Consider the following 12,380-nt stretch of genomic DNA (forward strand, 5'->3'; position numbering starts at 1 on the left):
AAACAGGTACTAATTACCTGAATACATAGGGTTTTTAGAGCGAACCCGGGGAACTGAAACATCTAAGTACCCGGAGGAAAGGACATCAACAGAGACTCCGTTAGTAGTGGCGAGCGAACGCGGATCAGCCGATGCATGAAGTGTGACAAGAATGGTCTGGAAAGGCCAACCATAGTGGGTGACAGTCCCGTATTGGAAGCACCATTGCACATATTAAGTAGGGCGGGACACGTGAAATCCTGTCTGAAGATCGGAGGACCACCTCCGAAGGCTAAGTACTCCTTACTGACCGATAGCGAACCAGTACCGTGAGGGAAAGGTGAAAAGCACCCCGACGAGGGGAGTGAAACAGTACCTGAAACCGGACGCCTACAAGCAGTCGGAGCCTCCTTGAGAGGTGACGGCGTACCTTTTGTATAATGGGTCAACGACTTGGTCTAACGAGCGAGCTTAAGCCGATAGGTGTAGGCGCAGCGAAAGCGAGTCTTAAATGGGCGACAGAGTTCGTTGGATCAGACCCGAAACCAGGTGATCTAGCCATGAGCAGGATGAAGGTAAGGTAACACTTACTGGAGGTCCGAACCAACACCCGTTGAAAAGGGTCTGGATGACTTGTGGCTAGGGGTGAAAGGCTAATCAAACCTGGAGATAGCTGGTTCTCCGCGAAAGCTATTTAGGTAGCGCCTCGGACGAATACCATCGGGGGTAGAGCACTGGATGGGCAATGGGGTCCCACAGACTTACTGAGCCTAACCAAACTCCGAATACCGATGAGTAATATCCGGGAGACACACGGCGGGTGCTAACGTCCGTCGTGAAGAGGGAAACAACCCTGACCTGCAGCTAAGGCCCCTAATTCATGGCTAAGTGGGAAAGCATGTGAGACGGCCAAAACAACCAGGAGGTTGGCTTAGAAGCAGCCATCCTTTAAAGATAGCGTAACAGCTCACTGGTCTAGATAAGCTGTCTTGCGGCGAAGATGTATCGGGGCTCAAGCCATGAGCCGAAGCTCGGGATGCACAGCGATGTGCGTGGTAGCGGAGCGTTCTGTGATATAGAACGCTGTCTCTTGTTGATCCTTATGGGACCAACGCAGAGACACTGTTCTTTCTGTGAAGCCGGGCTGTAAGGCATCCGGTGGAGAGATCAGAAGTGAGAATGTTGACATGAGTAGCGACAAAGAGGGTGAGAGACCCTCTCGCCGAAAGTCCAAGGGTTCCTGCTTAAAGCTAATCTGAGCAGGGTAAGCCGGCCCCTAAGGCGAGGCCGAAAGGCGTAGTCGATGGGAACACGGTTAATATTCCGTGGCCAGGAGGATGTGACGGATCTCGAAGATTGTCTTCCCTTATCGGATTGGGAAGGCCGTTCAGAGGTTCCTGGAAATAGCCCTCCATCAGACCGTACCCTAAACCGACACAGGTGGACAGGTAGAGTATACCAAGGCGCTTGAGAGAACCACGTTTAAGGAACTCGGCAAAATGCTCCCGTAAGTTCGCGAGAAGGGAGCCCCGTCTGTACGCAAGTATGGGCGGGGGGCACAATCCAGGGGGTGGCGACTGTTTACTTAAAACACAGGGCTCTGCGAAGTCGTAAGACGACGTATAGGGTCTGACGCCTGCCCGGTGCCGGAAGGTTAAAAGGAGGGGTGCAAGCTCTGAATTGAAGCCCCGGTAAACGGCGGCCGTAACTATAACGGTCCTAAGGTAGCGAAATTCCTTGTCGGGTAAGTTCCGACCTGCACGAATGGCGTAACGATCTCCCCGCTGTCTCAAACGTGGACTCAGCGAAATTGAACTGTGTGTCAAGATGCACACTACCCGCGGTTAGACGGAAAGACCCCATGAACCTTTACTCTAGCTTTGCATTGGCATCAGGAATGTGATGTGCAGGATAGGTGGTAGGCATTGAAACTTGGACGCCAGTCTGAGTGGAGCCATCCTTGAGATACCACCCTTCGCCTTCTTGATGTCTAACCGCGGCCCGTTATCCGGGTCCGGGACCCTGCATGGTGGGGAGTTTGACTGGGGCGGTCGCCTCCCAAATCGTAACGGAGGCGCGCGAAGGTTGGCTCAGACCGGTCGGAAATCGGTCGTTGAGTGCAATGGCAGAAGCCAGCCTGACTGCGAGACTGACAAGTCGAGCAGAGACGAAAGTCGGCCATAGTGATCCGGTGGTCCCAAGTGGGAGGGCCATCGCTCAACGGATAAAAGGTACTCTGGGGATAACAGGCTGATGATGCCCAAGAGTCCATATCGACGGCATCGTTTGGCACCTCGATGTCGGCTCATCTCATCCTGGGGCCGGAGCAGGTCCCAAGGGTACGGCTGTTCGCCGTTTAAAGAGGTACGTGAGCTGGGTTTAGAACGTCGTGAGACAGTTCGGTCCCTATCTGCCGTGGGTGCAGGAGGCTTGAGAAGAGTTGACCCTAGTACGAGAGGACCGGGTTGAACGAACCACTGGTGGACCTGTTATCGTGCCAACGGTAGTGCAGGGTAGCTATGTTCGGACAGGATAAACGCTGAAGGCATCTAAGCGTGAAGCCCCCTTCAAAACTAGGCCTCCCTTGAGGGCCGTGGTAGACCACCACGTCGATAGGCCAGAGGTGTAAGTGCGGTAACGCATTCAGCTGACTGGTACTAATTGCCCGATTGGCTTGATTTGATCCGGTAAAAGCAAGGCAAAAACCTTAGCTCACCGACAGACAGCCATATACAAGCACCAAAAGTCGCACAGACCTGAACAATACATCGATGTTCGCCAGTCAATACTGGCAAGTCTCTGTTCCGGTTTGGTGGTCATAGTGGTGGCTAAACACCCGATCCCATCCCGAACTCGGCCGTTAAGGGCCTCTACGCCAATGGTACTGCGTCTCAAGACGTGGGAGAGTAGGTAACCGCCAAACCTGATCAGAGACTTCTCTCTCCAATACGATGAAAATAAACCCCTCCAAATAACCCGGATGGGGCGCCAAAAAGGCAACAGACGCGGGGTGGAGCAGCCAGGTAGCTCGTCAGGCTCATAACCTGAAGGTCACAGGTTCAAATCCTGTCCCCGCAACCATCTCAACTTGCGCACCGCCCTCCCCATCGGTGGGCTTTTTGCGTTCAAGTGCAATCGTCAGAATGCCCGCAAGATCGCCGTGGACTTCGATCTGAAGCTCACCGCTCTCCGCGTCCGGCGTAAGCACGATCTCCTTCACCAGCGAGCGCAGAACATCGGCGGCACTCATGCGCCGTGCCTCGCAATCCTCCTGCAGGGCCGCATAGAGTTCTTCGACCTGCGCGCGGTAGTAAGTAAGGGCTTCCAGCGCCCCACGGCCATGTCAGCTTGACGGGATGGAGTTCCAGGGCAGGAGATCGTCGAGGCGGCTTTGTGGATGACCGTTTGCGAGGGCTTCGAGGGTCGCCTTGAGATAGGCGAAGGGTTCGATCCCGTTGATCTTGCAGGTTTCGATCAGCGACGCGCTGCGGCCCCAGGCGACGCCACCCTCGTCGTGGCCCGCGAAGAGGGCGTTCTTGCGATTGAGGGCCAGGGGGCGGATCATGTTTTCCACCCTGTTGCTGTCGATCTCGACCCGGCCATCGGTGAGGAATGAATAGCCCCGAGTTTCTTAGACGCCTTCGCGTCTCATCTTCTGCTGCCGTTCGAACTCGGCGGGCGACAGCATCCCGTTTCTCGCATGCTTGCGCTTCGGGTGTAAACGTCCGGCCTGACCGCTATCCGTTCCGGCGCCATGGGAGCAGGTCGTCAACCTTTGTGATCTTGTAGTCCGGGATGCGGGCGAGGGTGTTGGCGAGCCATGCGTGGGGATCGACGGCGTTGAGCTTGGCCGTCTCGATCAGGGTGTAGGCGATGGCAGCGGCCTTTCCGCCCGCTTCCGAGCCGACGAAGAGGTAGTTCTTCCGCCCAAGAGCGATGGCGCGCATGCCGCGTTCGGCGGTGTTATTGTCCAACTCCAGCATGCCGTTGTCGAGATAGGGCCGCAGGCGTTCCATGCGGGCCAGGGCATAGCGGATGGCCGCAGCAAGCGGGGATTTGCCCGAGATCGTGGTGCGTTGCATGGCAAGCCAGCGCTCCAGATCGTCGAAGATCGGGGCGGAATGGGTGCTTCGCAGTTCAGCGCGGCGATCTGGCGGTGACCCTCGGGCCTCCTTCTCGACGGCATAGAGTTGCGCGATCCGGGCAATGGCCTCTTCGGCGATGGGGGAGCCCTGCGAGCGGTGGATGTCGACGAACTTGCGCCTGACATGGGCCATGCAGGCGACCTCGCGGATGGTGCCCGCGCGGTAAAGGTCCTCGAACCCGGCATATCCGTCTGCATGCATCCAGCCGCGGAAGCGGGCGAGATGGTCCTTGGGATGCTGGCCCTTCCGATCACCCGAGAAGCGATACCAGGCGGCGGGTGGTGCAGTGCCGCCCCACGGCCGTTCGTCGCGCGCATAGGTCCAGAGCCGTGCCGTCTGGGTCTTGCCGGTTCCGGGGGCGAGCATGCTGACCGGCGTGTCGTCGGCGAAGATCGCCTCGGCCGACAGGACATGGCGGCCGATAGCATCTGCGAGGGGTTCCAGCAGGGCCGTGGATTTGCCCACCCAATCGGCCAGGGTCGATCTGTCGAGGTCGAGACCTTCGCGGTCGAAGATCTGGCTCTGGCGGTAGAGCGGCAGGTGATCGGCGTATTTGCTAACCAGGACATGGGCCAGCAGGCCTGGCCCTGGGCGGCCGCGCTCGATGGGGCGCGACGGAAGCGGCGCCTGGACGAAGCGTTCGCAGCAGGCGCAGGTCAGCCGAGGCCGGACGATCCGGTTCACGATGAAGCGGCCTGGGACATACTCGAGTTCTTCGGTGACGTCTTCGCCGATCCGGCGCAGGCGGCCGCCGCACTCGGCACAGGCGTCCGAGCCGGGCGTCAGCTCGACTTCCATCCTCGGGATATGATCCGGGATCGGGCGGCGCTTGGGTTTGTCATTCTCCTCGATGTCCGGCAGCTTCATCCGTGCTGTCATCGCGGCGGCGGCGATCTCGCTGGTCTCGAGGGCCAGTTGCAGCTGTTCCGCCGTCTCGGACGAGGCCCCGAACCGATGCGCCCGATGACCTGCCAACTGGTGCCGCAGCTTCTCGATCAGGATCGCCTGCGCCTTGACCTCGGCCAGGAGCCGCGCTGTGAAGCTGCGCAGTTCCTCGGGATCTTCCGGCAGGGTCAGGGACTGATCGAGCATGCAAGGAGTTTATCCCACTGTATTCCTTGTGGGAATCGTTATCTTGTGCCCCCCTGATTATCCCGCTGCCAAGGGCCGCCATGTCCGCTGCGGTGCCCGCCAGTCGATCCCCTCCAGCAGCATTGACAACTGTGCGGGCGACAGCGCCACCTTCCCTTCCTTGGCCGAGGGCCAGACGAACCGCCCCTTCTCCAGCCGCTTCAGGAACATGCACGCGCCCTGACCGTCCCACCAGATGACCTTGACCAGATCGCCACGGCGACCACGGAAGACAAAGAGATGTCCGCCAAACGGGTCCTGCTTCAGCACCGCCTCAGCCTGCGCCGCCAGGGCCGCAAAGCCCTTGCGCATGTCGGTGACCCCGGCTGCCAACCAGACCCGCGTCTTGGCCGGAACCGGGATCACGCTGTCAGGCCCCGGATCAGCCGCGCCAGCGCCTCAGGATCATAGCTGCCGCTGATCCGCATCCGGTGACCGCCCGCCAGCTCGATCTCGATGCGGTTCCCGGCGGCAGGTGCTGCCGGGGCAGACCTCGTCTCCGCGACGATCTCTACGGGCAGAAAGCGCGCCTCCTCTGCTGGGGGCGCAACCGAGGTGGGGTCCGGCGCATAACGGGGATCGTGCAGCCACTTGAAGATCAGGTTCGCGTTCACCGCGTAGCGCCGCGCCACGCAATCACCATAGTGTCCACTATCGATGGTGGACACTATCCCGCTCTATGTGCTCGCGGCAGAGCGGTCAGCCCGGACGCTTACCTTCGGGTTGTAGAACATCTCGATGTAATCGAACACGTCCTGCCTTGCGTCTTCGCGGGTCCGGTAGGTCCTGCGTCTGATCCGCTCGCGCTTGAGCAGGTTGAAGAAGCTTTCGGCGACTGCGTTGTCGTGGCAGTTGCCGCGGCGGCTCACATGGGTCAAATCTCGGTGGAAGTTATACGCCTGCTGGAGTGAACCCCATCGGCTGGACCACGGGAGCCTGAAGAACTGATACGCTGAGCTGGCCTTAATGGGAGAAGGCTCATGTCATCACGCGGTCCCTACCGGCGACATTCGGCGCCGTTCAAGCTGCAGCTGTGCCAGGATATCCGCGCCGGGGTGATCGGTCGGCGCGACGCGCAGCGCACGCATCATATCTCGGCCAACCTCATCCACATGTGGCTGACGCAGTTCGACCGGGGAGAGCTGACCAGCGAAGAGGCCGAGGCGAGCGTCATTGCCGAATACGAGGCGAAGATCGCGGCGCTGGAGCGCAAGGTCGGACAACTGACGATGGAGCTGGATCTTGTCAAAAAAACACCGCGCCCGCCACACGGTGCCAGCAGCGGGAGATCCTCCATCGTCACCGGCCCGGGGGGTGCTCTGTCAGACTGGGGTGCAAAGCTATGAACCTGCCGCGGAGCACGCTCTACTACCGCCCGACGACTTCGGAAGCTGGGCTCACCGATGCCGAGATCACCGCTATCGTCGAAGACATCCAGGACGAGTTCCCCGTCTACGGCTACAGGCGGGTGACGCATGAGCTGCGTCGCCGCGGACTTGTGGTGAACCACAAGAAAGTGGCGCGGATCATGCGGTTGGCGGGGCTCGGGATCAGACCGCGAAAGCGCTACGTGCGCACCACGGACAGTCGGCATGACAACCCGATCTACCCGAACCTCTATCGCAACACTATCCCACGCTGCCTCGATCAGGTTTGGGTCGCGGACTTCACCTACATTCGCGTCACGCAGGGCTTTTGCTACCTCGCGGTCATCCTCGATGCCTGCAGCCGGAAGGTTGTGGGTTACGCCCTGTCGCAGCGCCTGGACACGCCGCTCGCCCTGGCGGCGCTGGAATCCGCTGTCGCAAGCAGGCGGCCGCCGCCCGGCTGCATTCACCATACGGACCGCGGCGCCCAATACGCGTCTCAACTGTATCGCGAAGCGCTGGAGGCTGCCGGTCTGCGCGGATCAATGAGCAGCGTCGGCAATCCCTACCACAATGCTCAGGCGGAGAGCTTCATGAAGACGCTGAAGGTCGAGGAGGTCTATCGCGCAGGTTACGAGACCTTCACCGACGTCGCCCAGCGATTGCCGATCTTCATCGAACAAATATACAATACCCGAAGACTGCACTCTGCCCTCGGCTACCGTCCGCCAGAGGAATTCGAAACGCTAATCGCCCAGCAGGCGGCTTAGTTGGAAGGACCTTCGTGGTCCAGCCGATGGGGTTCACTCCATAAACGGCTCAGTTCCGAGTGCAAATCAACAGCAAAGTGCCCTGCGGCCTGGCCGATGAAGAGCGGCTGACCGAGGACATCATCGAGCTGGCGCGAGAGTTCGGGCGATATGGCTACCGCATGATCACCGGCATGCTGAACAACAGCGGCTGGCATGTGAACCATAAACGGGTCGAACGGATCTGGCGGCGGCAAGAGCTGAAAGTCCCGCAAAAGCAGGCCAGGAAGGGGCGGCTTTGGTTGAACGATGGCTCTTGCGTTCGGCTGAGGCCGGAGCGCCCCAATCACGTCTGGTCCTATGATTTCGTCCAGGACCGGACCCGGGATGGGCGGATCTTCCGCACGCTCAACATCATCGACGAGTTCACGAAGGAAGCACTGGTGATCCGCGTCAAGCGCAAGCTAAACTCGACCGACGTTGTCGACGCCCTGACTGATCTGTTCATCCTGCGCGGCCCGCCCGAGTTCATAAGGTCCGACAATGGCGCCGAATTCATTGCCAAAAAGGTGCAGGCATGGATCGGGGCGGTGGGTGCCAAAACGGCATTCATTGCGCCAGGATCACCGTGGGAGAACGGCTACTGCGAGAGTTTCAACGCCCGGTTCCGGGACGAAATGCTCAACGGCGAAGTCTTCCACACCCTGCACGAGGCACAGATCCTGATCGAAAGGTGGCGACGGCACTACAACACCGTCAGGCCCCACAGCGCTCTGAACTACCGGCCACCGGCCCCAGAGACCTTAGTGCAAATGGACCACAGGCCGACAATGCACTAACATTCAAACCGGACCACTCAGTGGGGCATTCCAAGTCAACCGCCGCGCAGCACGATGGCAGGGTCAATTCGGGCGGCGACAATGGCGGGGATCAGACCCGCCGTAACGCCTGCCGCCAGAAACATGGCTGCAAGCTGGATAAGGCCGACAAGAGACAGAACCGCCTGTGACGCAGGGTCCAGCAATCCGGCCCCCTGCATCTGCGCCAGAAGATAAAGGCCGAGATATTTGCCGCCGATCATACCTGTCAGCAGACCACCAAGAACCAGGGCTGCGATCTCGGTCTGAACATGGCCGATGATCTGCCATTGCGTCGCCCCTATCGCGCGGCGAATGGCGATTTCCCGACGCTGTTCCGAGACCGAGAACATGAAGGTTGTGGCAATGGCAAAAGCACAAAGGCCCAATGCGATGCCGCCGATTGCGGCTGCTACGAAATTGTAGATTGCCAGAATACCCGCCGCGCGTTCGGCGTGATGCTGGCTGGACCAGATTTCCACCGCCTCGGCCTCCAGCCAGGGGGCCAGGCGCGTGCGCAGATCCGCCTCGTTCAAAACGGCCGTATCCGCTTGCAGATAGCTGCTCCAGAGAATGGTCTCCTCTGCCATGACCCGGTCACGCGCGGCCAGCCGCAGCACCGCCCGGTCGAGCGTCCAGAAAGGCGGGCGGATCTCACCGTCAAAGACCCCGGCAAGCCTGCAGCGCATGGTGCCGAAATGCAGCCATTCGGGCAGCGGCCCCTTTAGCTGATCGGCAAGGCGGCGACCCATCAGGCAGCTTCCCGGCTCTGGCTTGCGATCGGGGCTGAGGCTCAGCCGGTAGGCCAAAGGGAAATGCGGATCGCTTGTCAGGATTTCCACCATGCCGGCGGCAGGCAGTTCGGCAATCGGGCTAAATTGCCGCGCATAGGGCGAGACCGAGATCCCGGCCCCGGCAAAGGCGGCCTTCAGCGCGTCCTCAGTCCAGGGGGCGAGATGGTCCGCGTCGGTGTGGCCCCGGCTGACCTTCTGTGCCGAGAGCATCGGAAAAGTCAGCACCGCCTCATGATAGAGGCTGGCGCGAATGCGGGCCTCGAAACCTTCGGTCGCGGCGGAAGTGATGATGCGATTGGCAAGAATGACCGCAAAACAGGCCGAAACGAGGCAATAGATCAGCAGCCTGCGCAGGATCACGCGACGAAAGGGGCGTCGGACCTTCATCACGCGACCTCATGCAGCCGACCGTCCCGCAGCACCAGAACGCGGTCGAAATGGCGGCTGTGTTCGTGGTTATGTGTCACCATCACGAGGCTGTGCGGGCTGTCCTGCCCGCGCCCAAGGATCATCTGCAATATTTCCTGGCCCGTCTGGGGGTCGAGGCTGCCCGTCGGCTCATCCGCCAGGATCAGGCGGGGCGCGTGGATGGTGGCGCGCGCAAAGGCCACGCGTTGCTTTTCGCCCCCCGAAAGCGCGCTGGCGGGTACCGCAGCAAGATGCGTGAGGCCAAGGGCTGCCAGACGTTCCGCCGCACGCTGATGAGCGGCCTCGGCCCGGATACCGTCAAGCCGCAGGGGCATAGCGATATTGGCAAGAGCTGTCAGCCCTTCGATCAGAGCATAGTCCTGGAAGATGAACCCCAGCTGCTGGCGGCGCAGCCTCGCACGAATCCGGTCTGCGGCCCCCGCAGGATCAATGCCGAAAAGGCGCACCCGCCCGGCATCAGGGCGCCGGAAGCCGCTGATCACCTCGAGAAGCGTAGTCTTGCCCGAACCGCTTTCGCCAAGGATGCAAAGCCGTTCGCCGGGCGCGACTGTCAGATCGGCATGGTCCAACACGATCCGGCGGTCCTGGCCGCCATGACGCACCACAACCCGCTCAAGATGCAGCGGCAACGGGGCCTCACTCATTGGCTGCTGCCCCGCCAGGCTGCGGCGCAGCAGGCATACACAAAAGGGCAAGCCCGACTTCCAGATGCTCCTGCGTCAGCCTGGCGCGGCGTTTTTCCAGATCGTAAAGCCGCGCGGAAAGATCGGCTGCGCATCCGGTCTCTGCCATGGCCGGAGGTGTCAACCCGGCCTGCATCACACGGGCCTCGGCCAGGGCCAGGGTGAGCTCGGCATGGGCCAGCATGAAGGCCGCTTTGCTTTCACGGGCCGCGATCAGCGCATTGGCGACCGCGATCCGTGCCCGCTGCACCTGCCGGTCACCCTTGCCCTGATCAATCAACGGTACCATCAGATTGAGCAAAAGTTCCAGCTGTGCCGGACTGTCCGGCCCAAGCTGATTGGGCACGATGCCGGACAGCGCGATCCAACGATCAATGCGGGCGGCGTCCAGCCCGTCTTTGGCAATCCGGTGCAAAACCGCGTTGCGGGCCTCCAGCGCCGAACCTGCATAGCATTGCACGGCCGTCCGGGCGCGCGAGGGTCCCGGGTGCAAAGCCGCGATCCGCAGATCCGGACGGAAGGGCGCGCCGCCTGTGCCATGGGCAAGACTGGCGCGGCTGGCCTCATACATGGTCCGGCGCGCGGCATGGGCGGATTTGCGGCTTTGCAGCGCGGTCTGCCCGGCCGCAACCTCGGTACGCGGCAGGGTACCAAGCGCCAGCTCACCCTGCATGTCCTTTATGCGGCAGCTCTCGGCATCAAGGGTCAGGCCTGCCTCTTCAAGCGCCAGCCCGGTGTCGAGGGTATCTGCCAGCTGGTCAAGCAGCTGCTTTTCGGCGCTTTGCCGGGCAAGCGCGCTTTCCTGTGCAACCAGAATGGCGAATATCTCGGGCGTATTCCGGAACAGGACATAGATCGCCCGGATGAAATCCCATTCGATAACAAAGGCATGATTGCGCCCCCTGACCGAGAAGCCGCCGCTTTCATGCCATTGGGCCCTGCCCTGAACCATGACGCTGAGGCGCGGCAATGCGCCCCGGCGCAGCTGATCCAGATCCAGCAAAAGCTCTGCCTCGCGCAGACGGGCGGTGTGAAAGGCCGGGCCATAACGGCGGGCGTGCTCGACAAAGGCGAGACCTTTGGCGGGCGCATCCTGCGCGAGATCCAGGGTAACCTGGTCGATCAGTGCTTCCGCCCGGTCAAAGTCGGGCGCAGCACATCCAGCGCCAAAGGCCACTGCAAGCCAGAGAAGGCCGGAACGCAGGGTCATGGCGCGGCCCCGGTGCCGGTTTCGAACAGGCAGCTTGCTGATTGCGGTTCACTCGCGAGACCTGTCGGATCGAAGCGGATTTCGACCTCATGCGTGCTGCCATCGGGCAGAGGGCTGCGAAGGGCCGAGATGCGCGTGACCTGACCCGTCAGGATACCCGCCTCCAGCGCAAGGCGGGCGGTGACGTGGCGATCGGTGAAAAGCGACAGGTCGCGCAGATGCACCGGAACTTTCGCGCGAAACATGCCAGGGCGGGCAAGGCTGATCACATGTTCGCCGCGCCGCACTGCGACAAGGGCACCTGTCGACAGCGCGGGTGCCACAAAGCTGATCACACCAGCGGTTTCGCTGCGCAGCGAAAGTGTCCCGATATGGTCCTGAAGCGCCGTTCTTTCACTGGTGAGGGCAGCGCTTTCCTGCTGCAACTCGATCAGTCTGAGGGCATGTTCTGCCTCCAGCAGGGTAAGCGCAGGGGCGGTCTGCGCGGCAAGATCGTCAATTTCGGCAAGCTGATCCTCGGCAAGTTCCAGCGAGAGGCGGTCGAGCCTGCCTTCGCGATGGCGGGTGGCGGCAAGCGCCGCTGCCTCGCGCGCACGCGTAAGTTTGCGCTCAACGGCGCGGGCCTCGGTCGCGTGACGGGCGAGGGCTGCGGCATGGGCGGCCGTTGCAAGGCGCTGCCGGTCCGCAAGACCAAGGGCGCGCAGATCCAGCATTTCCAGCTGAGCGCGTTCATTTTCAGCGCGGAAGGTCAGAAGAACGGTATCCGGCTGGACCCGGTCTGAAACCGAAAGCCCGGTCGACGCAAATCCATCGCGCAGGGCGATCAGCGGCGTCTCTTCGGCCCAGTCCAGAAAGCAGGTCCTGAATGTCGCAGGTTCAACCGCAGCCCCGGATGGGGCCGCGGCCGTCAAAGCCACAGCCGTCCGGACCTCCGGTGCGACACTGGCGGGGCCATGGCCAAGTCCTGCTGCGATGGCACCGGTCAGGGCTATCGCAGCAATACCTGCGGTTATGTAAAAACGCAGCACGTCAGGCC

At 61.2% G+C, this 12,380-nt stretch carries 9 protein-coding genes, 1 tRNA gene, 2 rRNA genes and 3 pseudogenes (1 of these 15 only partly in view); 6 read left to right on the forward strand and 9 right to left on the reverse strand.

Features of this window, described 5'->3' with window-relative positions; all coding sequences use genetic code 11:
* The 3 genes from BLW25_RS19390 to BLW25_RS19400 form a co-directional block, all read left to right on the forward strand.
* Positions 1–2,661: ribosomal RNA gene (locus tag BLW25_RS19390) — 23S ribosomal RNA — on the forward strand; it begins 176 nt to the left of the window's first position.
* Between the two features lie 126 nt (positions 2,662–2,787).
* Positions 2,788–2,902: ribosomal RNA gene (gene rrf / locus BLW25_RS19395) — 5S ribosomal RNA — on the forward strand.
* 81 nt (positions 2,903–2,983) lie between these two features.
* Positions 2,984–3,060 (forward strand) — tRNA-Met (locus BLW25_RS19400).
* Between the two features lie 283 nt (positions 3,061–3,343).
* Here BLW25_RS19400 and BLW25_RS19410 read toward each other — a convergent pair.
* The 5 genes and pseudogenes from BLW25_RS19410 to BLW25_RS19430 form a co-directional block, all read right to left on the reverse strand.
* Positions 3,344–3,592, reverse strand: a pseudogene (locus BLW25_RS19410) (transposase domain-containing protein); the annotation flags it as partial.
* A gap of 124 nt (positions 3,593–3,716) precedes the next feature.
* Positions 3,717–5,216, reverse strand: a complete 1,500-nt coding sequence (gene tnpC, locus BLW25_RS19415; protein WP_092903244.1) for an IS66 family transposase — start codon at positions 5,214–5,216, stop codon at positions 3,717–3,719.
* Positions 5,217–5,273: 57 nt separating this feature from the next.
* A complete protein-coding gene (tnpB, locus tag BLW25_RS19420) occupies positions 5,274–5,621 on the reverse strand; it encodes an IS66 family insertion sequence element accessory protein TnpB (RefSeq protein ID WP_092903246.1) in 348 nt (115 codons plus the stop codon).
* Positions 5,618–5,923, reverse strand: a complete 306-nt coding sequence (locus tag BLW25_RS19425; protein ID WP_092903248.1) for a hypothetical protein — start codon at positions 5,921–5,923, stop codon at positions 5,618–5,620. The genes tnpB and BLW25_RS19425 overlap by 4 nt, the downstream gene beginning before the upstream one ends.
* A gap of 9 nt (positions 5,924–5,932) precedes the next feature.
* A pseudogene (locus BLW25_RS19430) lies at positions 5,933–6,124 on the reverse strand (IS3 family transposase); the annotation flags it as partial.
* Between the two features lie 111 nt (positions 6,125–6,235).
* Here BLW25_RS19430 and BLW25_RS25070 point away from each other — a divergent pair.
* The 3 genes and pseudogenes from BLW25_RS25070 to BLW25_RS19445 form a co-directional block, all read left to right on the forward strand.
* Positions 6,236–6,601, forward strand: coding sequence for a transposase (locus BLW25_RS25070; protein WP_092903250.1), 366 nt, complete (start codon positions 6,236–6,238; stop codon positions 6,599–6,601).
* Positions 6,598–7,392 (forward strand): IS3 family transposase, encoded by a 795-nt coding sequence (locus BLW25_RS19440; RefSeq protein WP_092902455.1) that lies wholly within the window; start codon positions 6,598–6,600, stop codon positions 7,390–7,392. Before BLW25_RS25070 ends, BLW25_RS19440 begins: the two co-directional genes overlap by 4 nt.
* Positions 7,393–7,466: 74 nt before the next feature.
* Positions 7,467–8,210 (forward strand): annotated as a pseudogene (locus BLW25_RS19445) (IS3 family transposase); the annotation flags it as partial.
* A gap of 35 nt (positions 8,211–8,245) precedes the next feature.
* Here BLW25_RS19445 and BLW25_RS19450 read toward each other — a convergent pair.
* From BLW25_RS19450 to BLW25_RS19465, 4 genes are read right to left on the reverse strand one after another with little or no spacing between them, the layout of a single operon-like run.
* Positions 8,246–9,409: an ABC transporter permease gene (locus BLW25_RS19450; RefSeq protein ID WP_092903252.1), complete on the reverse strand. Its 1,164-nt coding sequence runs from the start codon at positions 9,407–9,409 to the stop codon at positions 8,246–8,248.
* A complete protein-coding gene (locus tag BLW25_RS19455; RefSeq protein WP_092903254.1) occupies positions 9,409–10,095 on the reverse strand; it encodes an ABC transporter ATP-binding protein in 687 nt (228 codons plus the stop codon). The genes BLW25_RS19450 and BLW25_RS19455 overlap by 1 nt, the downstream gene beginning before the upstream one ends.
* The gene (locus BLW25_RS19460) at positions 10,088–11,344 is read right to left on the reverse strand and encodes a hypothetical protein (protein WP_092903256.1); all 1,257 of its coding nucleotides are present in this window, start codon (positions 11,342–11,344) and stop codon (positions 10,088–10,090) included. The genes BLW25_RS19455 and BLW25_RS19460 overlap by 8 nt, the downstream gene beginning before the upstream one ends.
* The gene (locus tag BLW25_RS19465; protein ID WP_143040570.1) at positions 11,341–12,372 is read right to left on the reverse strand and encodes an HlyD family efflux transporter periplasmic adaptor subunit; all 1,032 of its coding nucleotides are present in this window, start codon (positions 12,370–12,372) and stop codon (positions 11,341–11,343) included. The genes BLW25_RS19460 and BLW25_RS19465 overlap by 4 nt, the downstream gene beginning before the upstream one ends.
* Between the last annotated feature and the right edge of the window lie 8 nt (positions 12,373–12,380).

The organism is Rhodobacter sp. 24-YEA-8 (assembly GCF_900105075.1).
Taxonomy (GTDB): Bacteria; Pseudomonadota; Alphaproteobacteria; order Rhodobacterales; family Rhodobacteraceae; genus Pseudogemmobacter.